Genomic DNA, 14,394 nt, shown 5'->3' on the forward strand with positions numbered 1-14,394 from the left:
GCCCGCTCCGGCAGAATGATTTTGTAGGTTGATTTGTCACCTTGTAGGAGCTGCCGCAGGCTGCGATCTTTTGACTTTGATTTGTAAAAGCAAGATCAAAAGATCGCAGCCTGCGGCAGCTCCTACAGGTTCACCGTGTTTGCGACTCAATCCCCCAGCGCTTCCCCTTCACGCCGAGGATCGGCCCCGCCGGCCAGTGACGCTTTCCCCTGCGCATCCTTGATCCGAACAATCGCCTGTGTGCCGCTGGTCATATCGATTTCGTTCACGCTGTGCCCTTTGTCCTTCAGCGTCTGAATCAGCGCCGGGCTGAACTGGCCGCGTTCCAGCTCGGTCGGGCCGTTGCGGCTGCCGAAGTTGGGCAGGTTGATGGCCGCTTGCGGATCCAGGTTCCAGTCGAGCAGGCCGATGGTGGATTTGGCGACGTACTCGATGATCTGCGAGCCGCCGGGTGAGCCGAGGGTGGCGAGGAATTCACCGCTTTGACGGTCGAAGATCAGCGTTGGGGCCATGGACGAACGCGGGCGTTTGCCCGGCTCTACACGGTTGGCGACCTTTTGGCCGTTCTCTTCGGGGATGAACGAGAAATCGGTCAATTCGTTGTTGAGCAGGAATCCCTGAACCATCACGTGGGAGCCGAACCCGGATTCGATGGTGGTGGTCATGGATACCGCGCCGCCTTCGTCATCGACCGCCACCACTTGTGAGGTGGAAATGCGCAGTGGCGAACGATCCGGTGCGTAGGCGACTTGAATGCCCGGTGGCGTGCCGGGTTTGGCGGTGCCCATGCTGCGCTCACCGATCAGCGAGGCGCGGCTGGCCAGGTAAGCCGGATCCACCAGGCCTTTGACCGGCACCGGCACGAAGTCCGTATCGGCCACGTATTGCGCGCGGTCGGCATAGGCCAGGCGCTCGGCTTCCGATATCAGGTGCACGGCCTCGGGCCGCGGTTCGATGCCCGCGGGGGCGGTGGTTTTGACCGGTGTCATCGGCGCCAGGGCGAAGCGGTTATCGCGTGTCTCCAGGGCTTGCAGCGTCCCGAGGATCTGCGCCATGGCAATCCCGCCCGACGACGGCGGTGGCATGCCGCAGACCTGCCAGCGCTTGTAGTCGGTACACAGCGGTGCGCGCTCCTTGGCTTTGTAGTCCTTGAGGTCATTCAGCGACAGACTGCCGGGGTTGGCGTGACCCTGAACCTTGGCCACGATTTCCTGGGCGATGGGGCCTTTGTACAAAGCATCCGGCCCTTCTTTGGCAATGCGCTGGAACACGGCAGCCAGTGCCGGGTTTTTCAACAAGGTGCCGGCGGCTTTCGGGCTGCCATCGGCATTCAGAAAGTAAGCCACCATGTCCGGGGATTTTCGTATCGACGAATCAGAGGCGATCAACAGGTGCAGGCGTGGCGAGATGGCGAAGCCTTGCTCGGCCAGTTTGATGGCCGGTTCGAACAGCTGGGCCCAAGGCAGGCGACCGTGTTTTTGGTGCGCCAGTTCAAGGGCTCGCAGCACGCCTGGCGTGCCCACCGAGCGTCCGCCAATCTGCGCTCGGGTGAACGGCATCGGTGTGCCATCGGCTTGCAGGAAAAGTTTCTCGGTGGCGCCGACCGGTGCAGTTTCGCGGCCGTCGTAAGTGCGCACCTTTTTACCGTCCCAAAACACGATCAACGCACCACCGCCGATGCCCGAGGATTGCGGCTCGACCAGTGTCAGCACAGCTTGCATCGCAATCGCGGCATCGATGGCCGAACCACCACGACGCAGCATCTCCCGTCCGGCTTCGGCCGCCAGTGGGTTAGCGGCGGCGGCCATGTGTTTCGAGGCGTGACGGGTTTGTAGGTCGGTGCGATAACCCGAAGCGTTTTCCGGCGCGACGGGCAGCGTCGATACCGAAGGTGAAGAGGGCGGGGCGTTGCAGGCCGCCAGGGTCAATGTGGCGGCGATCAGCGACAACGCTGACAGGCGATAGCGGCTCAAATAGAAGGCTGAGAACACGCGGGGCACTCCGTCCGTTGGAAAAGGGTTCGTGGACTTTATCGGCCACCACCGAGTGACGCAAACCGGGTCCCGGCTCCAAGAGGCTTTTGTCCTTCTTCAGCGCAGGAATTTTCTGTAGGGTCGTTGCTATCGGCAAAGCCAGAAATTCAACAAGAGGCAATCATGCAGACCGAGTTCCCGACCCAGCCCAGCTACCGATCCCAGCGTGAACAGTTCCTCGCGGCAGCGAGCGCGGCAGGGGCGACGCTGACCGAGTATCCACACTCGCTCCGCGGTCCTTTTGACGAGCCGCTGAGCACGGACGTCGCGGTACTCGGCGATCCTGCTGCCAAACGCCTGTTAATTGCGCTCAGCGGCACCCATGGTGTGGAAGGCTTCTATGGCTCGGGGTGCCAGATCAAATGGTTGCAGGAGCTGGGCAAGCGTTCGTTACCAGCAGATGTCGCAGTGGTGATGATCCATTCGATCAACCCCTGGGGCATGGCGTGGTTGCGTCGGGTCAACGAAGACAACATCGACCTGAACCGCAATCACCTGAACTTCGACAGGCCGCTGCCGGACAACCAGGCTTATAACGACCTTCATGAAATCTATGCCTGCGCTCAATTGAAAGGTCCCGAGCGTGAGCGCGCCGATGCCTTGCTTGATGCGCAAATCCGCGCCCATGGCTGGCCGGCGGTGATGTCGATTGTCGAAGGTGGCCAGCATGCGCATCCCGATGGATTGTTCTACGGCGGGCGGGCGCCGAGTTGGTCGAACCGTACGTTGCACCAGATTATTCAAAAGCACGTCGCCCATGCTGAAGTCGCCATGTGCTTTGACTTGCACACCGGTGCAGGGGATTACGGTCACCCGATGTTGCTGACGATTACCGAAGCAGCCTATCCGGCGCTGAGCGACGCCCAGGCGATTTATGGCCCGTGGCTCTTCGCTTTGCAAACCGGTGCAGACACCCTGAGCGAAACCGGCGTGGCGGCCACTGCCACGGGTTATACCTCGCAGGCTTTGATCAACGCATTGCCGCAGGTGCGGTTGATGCCATTCGTTATCGAATGCGGGACGTATCCGGGGCCGGACGTGCATCGTCATCTGCGCGATGACCACTGGCTACACCTGCACGGTAATCCGAACGATGCTGTGGGGCGTGAAATCAAACTGAATCTGCTCGAGCAGTTTTATCCTGCGGACAGCGACTGGCAGGCCATGGTCTGGCTGCGCACCTGGCAGATATGGGAGCGGGCGTTGTCGGCGCTGGCAGCGACGCGATCCTGAAGCGGTATTTGCTATGGCCCGGTGAGCCAAGACCGGGCTGTACTTCGGAGCCGCTTTTCTCGGGGCATAAAAAAACGGCCTACCTTTCGGTAAGCCGTTTTTAGTACTTGGTGGCTACACAGGGACTTGAACCCCGGACCCCAGCATTATGAATGCTATGCTCTAACCAACTGAGCTATGTAGCCAAGTGGCGCGCATTATTCACCGGTAATGCAGATGCGTCAAGCGTAAATCTAAAATATTTCTCTACACTTTCAACCGCTTATCCTCCGAACCCGAAAAAACGGGTCGGAGGAGGGCGTCAATTGAGCTGAAAGCGGCCGGTATTGGCACTCAAGGCCTTGCTTCCCTGGCTCAAGGTGTCTGCCGCCAGGTTCACTGCCCGCGCGCCTTCGAGCAAGCGGACAGCCGCCTGATCGACTTGCTGGATGTTGCCGCTGACTTCGTCGGCGGTGCTCGCTTGCTCGTCCACCGCCGTGGCGATCTGCGCCAGGGTGTCGGTGACGCCTTGTACCGCACTGGCAATCTCCCCTAATCGTTCGCCCAGGCCAGTGACGGCATGTGCGTCTGATTGTGCCTGGCCGCAAGCCGCTTCCATCAGGCTGACAGCTTCGTTCACGGTGCTGCGCAGGCTATCCACCGTGCCGGCGATTTGTGCGGTCGAGGACTGGGTGCGTTGCGACAGGCTGCGCACTTCATCGGCCACCACGGCAAATCCGCGACCCTGCTCCCCAGCGCGAGCGGCCTCGATGGCGGCATTGAGTGCCAACAGGTTGGTCTGCTCGGCGACTCCGCGAATGGTATCGACCACCAGTTGAATCTGTTGCCCTTGTTCACTGACCCGCCCGAGCGCCGCTGCCGTGTCATTCAAGCGCTGATTGAGCTGCTGAATGCTCGCCGTCGTGCGCTGACTGTCGCGGCTGCTGTCGGCGGCGATGCGCTGGGTGTGCTGAGCGCTGCCTGAAGCCTGTTCGCAGCTCTTGGCCACCCCTTGGGAGGTCGCGGCCAATTGCGTCGCTGCAGCAGCGATCTGGCTGATCTGCAGTTGCTGGGCTTCGACTTCGCCCAAGGCACCGCTGGAATGATGATTGAGGGTTTGCACCGCATCGCTCAGTTGTAGGGTCTCGTGATCGACCCCCAGCAAACTGGTGCGCAACTGCACCACGGCGACGTTGAGAGCAGTGCTGATGGCCGCCAGTTCGTCCCGGCCCTGAACCGGCACTTGCAGGCTCAGATTGCCGTCGCGCAACGCTTCGGCCAGCAGAGTGATGCCGCTGGCGCTGCGGCGGATGGAGGCCTGCAAACAGATGAACAGGTACAGCGCGGCCAGCAACAGGCCGCTAAAAATGGCCGCCACGACGATGAACTGGCGAATCGCCGAATCGTGGTAGTAATCCAGACGTAGATCCAGTGACACCAATGATTGCTGGCGCAGCGAGGCGAGGTCAGCGAGCAGGGCGTCCAGGCTGCGCTCGAAGTCCTCTGGCTTGAGATTGATGCTGCCGCCGAATACACCGTCATCCAGGACTTTCAGGCCGGCATCGAGGTGCGTGAGGCTGTCGTGGTATTGCCCGGCCCAGGTTTGCAAGGCGCTGGGCAATCGCGCTTCGAGCAGGCCTGCGGTTTTGACCAGCTGTTCACGGGCATCGCCGATACGGCTGCGTAAGTCGCGCAATTGCAGGCGACTTTGCAGGGTGAATTGCCCGGACACCACCGACGCCTGCCCGACGCTGGCCAGACGACCGACCCGCTCTATCAGGTCTGGTGCGTGCTGCGTGGAAATCTGCGTCAGCAAGTAGGTTTCCAGCCACGGTGCCAACGTCAGGCGATTGTCCATGGCGATCTGCTCGCGCAAGGCTTGCAGGGCGCTCAAGGCATTGGTGAAGCGATCGTAACCGTCCGGCCACCAACCGACGCTGCTCAGGCTTTTCGAGTCCAGGCCATTGAGAGCGCTTTGCAGCGTTTGATAACGAGCCAGGGTTTCGCCCCCGGCGCCTTCGGTTTTCAGCGCGTTGCCGAGGTCCGAGGTGGCTTGGGCGATCGCAGGCTGAACCGCATCAAACGCGGACATGGCGGTGAGTGTGGCTGGCGTCGGCTGGCGATTGGTTTCGGTTGCGCGCCAACGCGCTGCACGGTCACGCTGGGCAGCGAGCAGGTTGTCGAGCGCATCGAGGGCGAGCAGTTGACGTACCCCGGCACGCTCGCCGGAAATAAGGTTGAGTTTGTCGCGGTAGTCCTGACCGATCATCCACAGGCTGCCGGCCAGTGGCAGGATAAACAGCAGAAACAACAACTGGAACTTGCGTGCGAAACCAAAACGCCCCAGCAGCGCGATCCCCGGTGATAAAAAAGCCTGCATGCCCCATGACTCCTTTGGACACCACGCACCATTGGCGTGCATCAAGGCCATTGCGACCCCGACCTGTGCCCTTCTAAAAGGCCTCGAAAGTTCACCTTTGCCCGCTCTGTAGGCCGGCTCTGTGGTGAAACTTCCCATTCTCGGTCCCCTTTGTAAGGGGGCCGCGTTGAAGCGGATAAGCAAGGCAAGATTCAGACCATGGCTTTGCGCTATCACCGAGAAAGCGATGAATTTCGAAGTCGTTAGCAGGCTAAGGGGATGGCGCTGTTGCACCGAAAAATGGCACATTGACGCACCTGCCCGCGTGCACCTACCTGTTGTCTGGAAATTCTCATGGCTATCACCAACGCCCAGCCCGCCACCACGGCGGCGCCCGCAGCTTCGCAAAGCAGTCCACTGGTCATGCGCATTATCGGCGCGGTGGCGCTGGCGCATCTGATCAACGACCTGATTCAGTCGGTGCTGCCGTCGATCTACCCGATGCTCAAGGCCAACTACGGCCTGACCTTCACCCAGGTCGGCCTTATCACCTTGACCTTTCAGTTGACGGCTTCGCTGTTGCAGCCATGGGTTGGTTATCACACTGACCGTCATCCCAAGCCATGGCTACTACCGGCCGGAACGGTCTGCACCTTGATCGGGATTTTGATGATGTCGGTGGTCGGCACTTTTCCTCTGATCCTGCTGGCGGCGGGCTTGATCGGAATTGGCTCCTCGACCTTTCACCCGGAAGCTTCTCGTGTGGCGCGACTGGCTTCGGGTGGACGCTTCGGGCTGGCGCAATCGACCTTTCAGGTCGGTGGCAATGCGGGGTCGGCGTTCGGTCCGTTGCTGGCTGCAGCGATCATCATTCCTTTCGGTCAGGGTCATGTTGCGTGGTTCGGCTTGTTCGCGGTGTTTGCGCTGTTTGTGCTCTACCGGATCAGCCGCTGGTACGCCAATCACCTGAACCTGTTCAAGCTCAAGCAAGGTCAGGCGGCGACTCATGGGTTGTCGAAGGGGCGAGTGACCAGCGCACTGGTGGTGCTCGGTTTGCTGGTGTTTTCCAAGTATTTCTACATGTCCAGCCTCACCAGTTACTTCACCTTTTACCTGATCGAGAAATTCGACCTGTCGGTGGCCAGTTCGCAGCTGCACCTGTTCCTGTTTCTCGGTGCGGTAGCGGCGGGGACCTTCTTCGGTGGGCCGATTGGCGACAAGATCGGCCGTAAGGCGGTGATCTGGTTCTCGATCTTGGGCGTTGCGCCGTTCACATTGCTGATGCCCCATGTCGACCTGTTCTGGACGACTGTTCTCAGCATTGTCATCGGCTTCATCCTGGCCTCGGCATTCTCGGCCATCGTGGTCTACGCGCAGGAGTTGGTGCCGGGCAATGTGGGGATGATCGCCGGGGTGTTCTTCGGCTTGATGTTCGGGTTCGGCGGGATTGGCGCGGCGTTGCTGGGGCACCTGGCGGATATTCACGGGATTGAGTACGTGTATTTCCTGTGTTCGTTCCTGCCGTTGTTGGGTGTGTTGGCGATCTTCCTGCCACGGACCAAAAAGGCCTGACCCACCTTGTAGGAGCCGGCTTGCTGGCGATAAAGGCGCTGCGGTCTGTCTGATACACCGCGTTATCGTTTTTCGCCAGCAAGCCGGGTCCTACAGGAATTTCGCGCACAAAAAAGCCGCGTATCAAACGCGGCTTTTTGTTGGGCGTGTCGCTTACACGTTGAAGCGGAAGTGCATCACGTCGCCGTCTTTGACGATGTAGTCCTTGCCTTCCAGGCGCCATTTACCGGCTTCCTTGGTACCGGCTTCGCCCTTGTACTGGATGAAGTCGTTGTAGGCGATCACTTCGGCGCGGATGAAGCCTTTTTCGAAGTCGGTGTGGATAACGCCAGCGGCTTGTGGCGCGGTGGCGCCGACGCGGACGGTCCAGGCGCGGACTTCTTCGACACCGGCGGTGAAGTAGGTCTGCAGGTGCAGCATTTCGTAGCCAGCGCGGATCACGCGGTTCAGGCCTGGCTCTTCGAGGCCCAGGGCTTCGAGAAACATGTCTTTCTCTTCGCCGTCATCAAGCTCGGCAATTTCCGCTTCGATCTTGTTGCAGACCGGAACAACCATGGCGCCTTCTTCTTCGGCGATGGCCTTGACCACGTCCAGGTGCGGGTTGTTTTCGAAACCGTCTTCAGCAACGTTGGCGATGTACATGACCGGTTTGGTGGTCAGCAGGTGGAAGCCCTTGATCACCGCTTTTTCGTCGGTGCTCATGGTTTTCATCAGGCTGCGCGCAGGCTTGCCGAGGGTGAAGTGAGCGATCAATTGCTCCAGCAGGCCTTTCTGAACCACGGCGTCCTTGTCACCACCCTTGGCGTTACGCGCGACTTTCTGCAGTTGCTTCTCGCAGCTGTCGAGGTCGGCGAAGATCAGTTCCAGGTCGATGATTTCGATGTCGCGTTTCGGGTCGACGCTGTTGGAGACGTGAATCACGTTCTCGTCTTCGAAGCAGCGGACCACGTGGGCGATGGCATCGGTTTCACGGATGTTGGCCAGGAACTTGTTGCCCAGGCCTTCACCTTTCGACGCGCCGGCAACCAGGCCCGCGATGTCGACGAATTCCATGGTGGTCGGCAGGATGCGCTTCGGATTGACGATGGCGGCCAGGGCTTCCAGGCGCGGATCCGGCATCGGCACGATACCGCTGTTGGGTTCGATGGTGCAGAAGGGGAAGTTCTCGGCCGCGATCCCGGATTTGGTCAGGGCGTTGAACAGGGTGGACTTGCCGACGTTAGGCAGGCCGACGATGCCGCAATTGAATCCCATGGTGTTTCCCCTCGGATAAGAGTCAGGCCTTCTGGCTGTGCAGGTTTTTCATCGCGCGGTTCCATTCACCGGCGAGGATATCCGGCAGCACGCCGAGGGCAAAGTCGATGCTGGCATCGAGTTTTTCCTGTTCGGCGCGTGGCGCACGACCCAGGACGAAATTTGAAACCATACTGGCGACGCCCGGGTGGCCGATGCCAAGCCGCAGACGGTAGAAAGTATTCTGATTGCCCAGTTGCGCAATGATGTCGCGCAACCCGTTGTGACCGCCATGGCCGCCGCCCTGTTTGAGCTTGGCAACGCCCGGAGGCAGATCGAGTTCGTCGTGCGCCACGAGGATTTCTTCAGGCTTGATGCGGAAGAAACCAGCGAGAGCCGCTACAGCCTGGCCGCTGCGGTTCATGTACGTGGTGGGAATCAGCAGACGAACATCCTGACCCTGGTGCGAATAGCGCCCGGTCAGGCCGAAATATTTGCGATCGGCCACAAGATTGACGCCTTGTGCGTTCGCGATGCGCTCAACAAAAAGGGCCCCTGCGTTATGCCGGGTCTGTTCGTATTCAGCACCTGGATTTCCCAGGCCAACGATCAGTTTGATGGCAGTCACGATAGGGGCCCTTCCTTGGAGTGTTGGATAACATCGCCGCAATCAGGGAGAGCGGCGAAAGTGGACGAAAAATGCTCATTTACCATGATGTAAACTCCGCGTTCTCGCCCGCTTTCTCGCTACGTTCCAGTCCGCGATGTTACTTGATCACTCCGGCTTCACAGAGTGAATTACTCTGCAGCGCCTTCGGTAGCTTCTGGAGCAACACGTGGAGCGTGAACGTTGGCAACAGCCTTGTCATCACCGTGTGCCAGAGCAACGAACTCAACGCCTTTAGGGGCTTTGAGGTCAGACAGGTGAATGATCGAGCCGATTTCGGCGTTAGCCAGGTCGACTTCGATGAATTCAGGCAGGTCTTTTGGCAGGCAGGTCACTTCGATCTCGGCAACAACGTGCGAAACTTCGCCGCCTTTCTTGATCGGAGCTTCTTCGCCAACGAAGTGTACAGGCACGATAGCGGTCAGTTTCTGGCCAGCTACAACGCGTACGAAGTCAGCGTGCATCACGTGGCCTTTGGCCGGGTGACGCTGCAGAGCCTTGATGATTACGTTTTGCTTGGTGCCGCCAACGTTCAGCTCGATGATGTGGCTGTAAGCCGCTTCGTTTTCGAGCAGTTTGGCAACTTCTTTGGCCAGCATGCTGATGGATTCAGGGGCTTTTTCGCCACCGTAAACTACAGCTGGAACCAGGCTTGCGAGACGACGCAGGCGGCGGCTCGCACCTTTCCCCAGGTCGGAACGCACTTCAGCATTCAGAGTAAAATCGTTCATGTTGTATCTCCAAAATAACCACACTCGCCCCAGCGTTTGCGACCAGCGCTAAAGGCGATATGGGCAAAAAAGCCCCGCCCCGACAGGAATGCCGGGGCGGGGCGCTTTTCGTCAACGAGACATTTCGAGAAGGGCAGGGCCCTTAGCGGAACATCGCGCTGATCGATTCTTCATTGCTGATGCGGCGGACCGCCTCGGCAACTACCGGTGCGATATCCAGTTGACGGATACGCGCACAGGCTTGTGCTGCAGCGGACAGCGGGATGGTGTTAGTCACCACCAACTCGTCCAGCACGGAATTTTCAATGTTTTCGATCGCCCGACCCGACAGCACAGGGTGCGTGCAGTAGGCGAAAACCTTGGCAGCGCCATGCTCTTTCAAGGCCTTGGCCGCGTGGCACAGGGTGCCGGCGGTATCGACCATGTCATCGACCAGAATACAGGTACGCCCTTCGACATCACCGATGATATGCATCACTTCAGAGTGATTGGCTTTCTCACGGCGTTTGTCGATGATCCCGAGGTCCACGCCCAGCGACTTGGCAACAGCACGTGCACGCACGACGCCACCAATGTCCGGGGACACGATCATCAGGTTTTCGAAGCGCTGATCTTCAATGTCATCCACCAGAACCGGGGAGCCGTAGATGTTATCTACCGGAATATCGAAGAAACCCTGGATTTGGTCAGCATGCAGATCAACCGTGAGAACACGGTCGATGCCGACTACGGTAAGCATGTCAGCAACGACTTTCGCGCTGATAGCCACACGTGCGGAACGCGGACGGCGATCCTGACGGGCATAACCAAAGTAAGGAATAACAGCAGTGATACGAGTAGCCGAGGAGCGGCGGAAGGCATCAGCCATCACTACCAGTTCCATCAGGTTATCGTTGGTCGGAGCGCAAGTCGGCTGAATAATGAAGACATCTTTACCGCGGACGTTTTCATTGATCTCGGCTGTAATTTCGCCGTCGGAAAATTTACCGACAGAAATGTCACCGAGAGGGATATGCAGCTGACGTACGACACGCCGAGCCAGATCGGGGTTAGCGTTCCCCGTAAAGACCATCATCTTGGACACGCGCAGTACCTAGAGGCTGAGGGTAACCTGGATGAGTAAAGAAAATGGCAGGGGCGGCTGGATTCGAACCAACGCATGGCAGGATCAAAACCTGCTGCCTTACCGCTTGGCGACGCCCCTGTATCTGTTGCAACGATTACCCAGTAATCGATTCCTTTAGAGCAGACTCTGGAGCTTGCGATGCAACATCGAGATGTTGCTTCCTTTTGCTACAAAACCTGTAAGGGTCTCTGTAAGAAGGGCCGAGACTTTATCAGCTTCAGCTTTGCTTGGGAAGCCCCCAAACACACAACTTCCAGTTCCGGTGAGTTTTGCTTCGGTAAATTTACCTAACAAATTCAATGCGTTACGTACCTCTGGATAACGCCTTGCTACTACCGGCAAGCAGTCGTTTCGACTGTTTCCCTTGGGAACGGGGCGCACTTTAATGGGCGGCGTGTTACGTGTCAACAACGGATCTGAAAAAATTTCTGCCGTACTTACAGAGACTTGCGGTACGAGCACCAGATACCACGGTTCTTCCGGGTATTCAGGGGTCAGTTTCTCCCCCACACCCTCGGCGAAAGCCGCATGGCCACGTACGAAAACCGGGACATCGGCGCCAAGCGTCAGCCCTAGTGCGGCCAGTCGATCCTCGTCCCAACCCAATTGCCAAAGGTGGTTCAGGCCCAGCAGGGTCGTCGCGGCGTTCGAACTGCCGCCACCGATTCCACCGCCCATGGGCAGAATCTTGTCGATCCAGATATCAATCCCGAGCGAGCAGCCCGATTGCTCCTGGAGTTTTTTTGCGGCTTTGACGATCAGGTTACTGTCGTGCGGGACGCCGTCGAATTCGGTATGCAGATGAATGACGCCATCGTCGCGCACGGCGAAAGTGATCTCATCCCCGTAGTCGAGAAATTGAAACAGCGTTTGCAACTCGTGGTAACCGTCTTCACGACGACCCAGAATGTGCAGCATCAAATTAAGCTTGGCTGGGGAGGGCAGGGTCAGGCGACTGGCTGGCATTTTATTGCCCCAATTTGCGTGGTTGCCAGGCCTTGATCACCAGCGTGACATCAAGGTCGGTGCCGTGCAGTTTGATCCGCTCGGGCAGCCAGTAGCCGTTTTGCTCGGTGTAGCCGGTGTATTCGACTTGCCAACCGTCCTGTTCGAGATTGGCCAGGCGGCTGTCGGCGTCGAGTGTCAGACGGCTTTTACTGTCCGGAGCCGGCAGCCCGCGGACCCACCAGGCCAGATTGGCGACAGGCAGTTTCCAGCCCAGTTGCTCTTCAAGCAGAGCATCGGGGGATTGAGCCTCATAGCGCCCTTGGTTGGCGACCTCCAGAGAAACCTTGCCCGGACGTCCGGTCAGGCGCGCCGCGCCGCGACCCAACGGGCCGGACAGGCGGATGTCGTAATAATCCTGGCGCTGCAGCCAGAACAGCGTGCCACTGCCGGAATCCTTTGGCGCACGAATGCCGATCTTGCCGTCGATCTGCCAGCCGTCGAGGCTGGTCAGCTGTTGTTTGTGCTCGCGCCATTGGGCGGGGTTGCCGTGCCCTTCGACCGATTCGCGGGCACCGAAGCCTGCGCAACCAGCAAGCAGGGCGATGAAACTGAAAACGATGATGTGGCGCAAAAACATAATCTTAAAGAGTCTCTGATCCGGTCAGGCGCTTGATGGTGCTGCGCAGGGTTGGGCTGTCAGGTTGTTCCTTGAGGAACTTGCCCCAGATTTGTTTGGCTTCGCGTTGCTTGCCGTTGGCCCAAAGGACTTCGCCCAGGTGTGCGGCGACTTCCTGATCGGGGAAACGCTCCAGCGCCAGGCGCAGGTAACGTTCGGCCTCATCGAGATTGCCCAGGCGGTAATTCACCCAGCCGAGGCTGTCGAGGACAGCAGGGTCTTCCGGATTGATCTTGTGTGCCTGTTCGATCAGGGCCTTGGCTTCAGCGTAACGCGTGGTGCGGTCGGAGAGGGTGTAGCCGAGGGCGTTCAACGCCATGGCATTGTCCGGGTCGCGTTTGATGATCAGGCGCAGGTCTTTCTCCATTTGCGCCAGGTCATTGCGTTTTTCCGCCTGCATGGCCCGGGTGTAGAGCAGATTCAGGTCGTCCGGGTATTTTTGCAGGGCTTGGTCCAGGACTTGCCATCCCTTGTCGCCCTGTTTATTGGCGGACAGGGTTTCGGCTTCGATCAGGTACAGCTGAATCGCGTAATCCGGTTGCTGGTCACGTTCCGCCGCCAACTTGCGCTGGGCTTCGGCGGTCTTGCCGTTACTCATCAAGATGTCGGCCTGACGCAGCTGCGCCGGCAGGTAATCGTTGCCAGGGCCGACTTGGCCGTATTCGATGAGCGCACCTTGTGGGTCATTGCGTTCTTCAGCAATGCGGCCAAGGTTCAGGTGTGCTGAATCGACGTGGCTGTCCCGGGCAATCAGGTCTTCCAGATAGCCTTTGGCTTCATCCCAAGCCTTGGCTTCCAGGCATACCAGTGCCAGGGAGTAGCGCAGTTCGTCGTCGTCCGGGTATTGCTGGACCAGGCTGGAGAATTCGGCTTTGGCGTCGTCCATGCGATCCTGTTCGACCAGCATGCGCGCGTAAGTCAGGCGCAGACGCTTGTCGTCCGGGTACTTCTTGATGCTTTTTTGCAGAAGGGGCAAGGCTTCGTCGCCGCGATCGAGACTTTGCAGCAAGCGTGCGCGCAGCAGGATCGGAGCAATTTCGCCGTCGTCTGGCGGATTATCTTCCAGCAAGGTCAGCGCGCCTTTTGCGTCGCCATCCTGTTGCATCAACAAAGCCTTGCCGAAAATCAGCTGACTATTGTTCGGGTGGCGTTGCAGCAGGCGGTCGAAACTTTTCATCAGACCATCACGCGTGTCCTGGTCGGTATCGGCCGCGGACAGGGCGAGAAAGTCGAAATGGGTGTCGCCCTTGCCCAGCAGGACTTTCTCCATATAAACCATGGAGTCGTCATAGCGCCCGGCGCGTGCCAGTTGCACGGCGGCTGCCCGCTGCGCTTCGAGGTCGTCCGGGGCGTTTTTCGCCCAGATCAGCGCGGTATCGAGGGCAGCCTGATCGGCGCCCAGGTACTCGGCAATGCGGAATGCGCGCTCGGAGATGCCCGGATCCTGGGTATTGATGGCCTGGGTGACATAGTTGTCCAGGGCAATGTCGAAACGATTGCGCTGACCAGCCAGCTCGGCGCTCAGCAGGCTGAAGACCGTATCTTCGCTGAACGAGCTGTAAACCTTGGGCTTTTCAGGTGCCGAAGTGCTGGCTTCGGCCGGCGACGGGTCATCCGTCGACACGGGCGCCAAGGCTTGGCAGCCGCTGAGCAAGGCAAAGGCGAGGAGCAACGCGGAGGATCTATTCATATAGGAAAAGGACGACTAACCTGCGGTCGGATCATCATGACACAAGCTTTGTGGCAAACATAACCGCCGAACTGATTTCAGCGGAGCACGCTCTCTTGCAGGAGCCGGCTTGCTGGCGATGGACTTGCAGGCGTCGCGTCTTTTCCA

Annotated in this window: 11 protein-coding genes and 2 tRNA genes; 2 read left to right on the forward strand and 11 right to left on the reverse strand. The window is 59.0% G+C overall.

What is annotated here, in order from left to right; genetic code table 11:
- Positions 1 to 146 precede the first annotated feature (146 nt).
- Complete coding sequence (gene ggt / locus KGB21_RS16750) at positions 147 to 1,991, reverse strand: gamma-glutamyltransferase (RefSeq protein WP_223505879.1); 1,845 nt, start codon at positions 1,989 to 1,991, stop codon at positions 147 to 149.
- A 165-nt stretch (positions 1,992 to 2,156) separates the two neighbouring features.
- Between ggt and KGB21_RS16755 the strand changes: the two genes are divergently transcribed.
- The gene (locus tag KGB21_RS16755) at positions 2,157 to 3,266 is read left to right on the forward strand and encodes a DUF2817 domain-containing protein (RefSeq protein WP_223505881.1); all 1,110 of its coding nucleotides are present in this window, start codon (positions 2,157 to 2,159) and stop codon (positions 3,264 to 3,266) included.
- 108 nt (positions 3,267 to 3,374) lie between these two features.
- On the opposite strand, the gene KGB21_RS16760 is transcribed toward KGB21_RS16755, so the two are convergent.
- Positions 3,375 to 3,451: transfer RNA gene (locus KGB21_RS16760), tRNA-Met, on the reverse strand.
- A 116-nt stretch (positions 3,452 to 3,567) separates the two neighbouring features.
- On the reverse strand, positions 3,568 to 6,060 hold the full coding sequence (locus tag KGB21_RS16765) for a methyl-accepting chemotaxis protein (protein ID WP_411741400.1): 2,493 nt from the start codon (positions 6,058 to 6,060) through the stop codon (positions 3,568 to 3,570).
- On the opposite strand from KGB21_RS16765, the gene KGB21_RS16770 reads away from it, so the two are divergent.
- On the forward strand, positions 5,959 to 7,176 hold the full coding sequence (locus KGB21_RS16770; protein WP_034149594.1) for an MFS transporter: 1,218 nt from the start codon (positions 5,959 to 5,961) through the stop codon (positions 7,174 to 7,176). The genes KGB21_RS16765 and KGB21_RS16770 overlap by 102 nt on opposite strands.
- 153 nt (positions 7,177 to 7,329) lie before the next feature.
- Here KGB21_RS16770 and ychF read toward each other — a convergent pair whose 3' ends face one another.
- The 8 genes from ychF to KGB21_RS16810 form a co-directional block, all read right to left on the reverse strand.
- A complete protein-coding gene (gene ychF / locus KGB21_RS16775; protein WP_015096822.1) occupies positions 7,330 to 8,430 on the reverse strand; it encodes a redox-regulated ATPase YchF in 1,101 nt (366 codons plus the stop codon).
- Between the two features lie 22 nt (positions 8,431 to 8,452).
- Complete coding sequence (gene pth, locus KGB21_RS16780) at positions 8,453 to 9,037, reverse strand: aminoacyl-tRNA hydrolase (protein ID WP_008037207.1); 585 nt, start codon at positions 9,035 to 9,037, stop codon at positions 8,453 to 8,455.
- A 170-nt stretch (positions 9,038 to 9,207) separates the two neighbouring features.
- Complete coding sequence (locus tag KGB21_RS16785) at positions 9,208 to 9,807, reverse strand: 50S ribosomal protein L25/general stress protein Ctc (protein ID WP_034149593.1); 600 nt, start codon at positions 9,805 to 9,807, stop codon at positions 9,208 to 9,210.
- Between the two features lie 142 nt (positions 9,808 to 9,949).
- Positions 9,950 to 10,891, reverse strand: a complete 942-nt coding sequence (locus tag KGB21_RS16790) for a ribose-phosphate pyrophosphokinase (protein WP_003171603.1) — start codon at positions 10,889 to 10,891, stop codon at positions 9,950 to 9,952.
- 45 nt (positions 10,892 to 10,936) lie between these two features.
- A tRNA-Gln gene (locus tag KGB21_RS16795) sits at positions 10,937 to 11,011 on the reverse strand.
- 36 nt (positions 11,012 to 11,047) lie between these two features.
- Positions 11,048 to 11,899 carry a 4-(cytidine 5'-diphospho)-2-C-methyl-D-erythritol kinase gene (ispE, locus tag KGB21_RS16800; protein WP_034149592.1) on the reverse strand — a complete coding sequence of 284 codons (852 nt, stop codon included), beginning with the start codon at positions 11,897 to 11,899 and terminating at the stop codon, positions 11,048 to 11,050.
- 1 nt (position 11,900) lies between these two features.
- Positions 11,901 to 12,518, reverse strand: coding sequence for a lipoprotein insertase outer membrane protein LolB (gene lolB / locus KGB21_RS16805; RefSeq protein ID WP_223505883.1), 618 nt, complete (start codon positions 12,516 to 12,518; stop codon positions 11,901 to 11,903).
- A 4-nt stretch (positions 12,519 to 12,522) separates the two neighbouring features.
- A complete protein-coding gene (locus KGB21_RS16810) occupies positions 12,523 to 14,247 on the reverse strand; it encodes a tetratricopeptide repeat protein (protein ID WP_223505885.1) in 1,725 nt (574 codons plus the stop codon).
- Positions 14,248 to 14,394 lie beyond the last annotated feature (147 nt).

Origin of the sequence: Pseudomonas sp. GL-RE-29, assembly GCF_019947275.1 — a bacterium.
Lineage (GTDB): Bacteria > Pseudomonadota > Gammaproteobacteria > Pseudomonadales > Pseudomonadaceae > Aquipseudomonas > Aquipseudomonas fluorescens_A.

What these genes read in the sequence shown, in the direction of transcription:
- KGB21_RS16755 (WP_223505881.1), top strand. Translation starts at nt 2,157, where the DNA reads ATGCAGACCGAGTTCCCGACCCAGCCCAGCTACCGATCCCAGCGTGAA.
- KGB21_RS16765 (WP_411741400.1), bottom strand. Translation starts at nt 6,060, where the DNA reads ATGCGCCAGCGCCACCGCGCCGATAATGCGCATGACCAGTGGACTGCT.
- KGB21_RS16785 (WP_034149593.1), bottom strand. Translation starts at nt 9,807, where the DNA reads ATGAACGATTTTACTCTGAATGCTGAAGTGCGTTCCGACCTGGGGAAA.
- KGB21_RS16770 (WP_034149594.1), top strand. Translation starts at nt 5,959, where the DNA reads ATGGCTATCACCAACGCCCAGCCCGCCACCACGGCGGCGCCCGCAGCT.
- KGB21_RS16810 (WP_223505885.1), bottom strand. Translation starts at nt 14,247, where the DNA reads ATGAATAGATCCTCCGCGTTGCTCCTCGCCTTTGCCTTGCTCAGCGGC.
- lolB (WP_223505883.1), bottom strand. Translation starts at nt 12,518, where the DNA reads ATGTTTTTGCGCCACATCATCGTTTTCAGTTTCATCGCCCTGCTTGCT.
- ychF (WP_015096822.1), bottom strand. Translation starts at nt 8,430, where the DNA reads ATGGGATTCAATTGCGGCATCGTCGGCCTGCCTAACGTCGGCAAGTCC.
- ispE (WP_034149592.1), bottom strand. Translation starts at nt 11,899, where the DNA reads ATGCCAGCCAGTCGCCTGACCCTGCCCTCCCCAGCCAAGCTTAATTTG.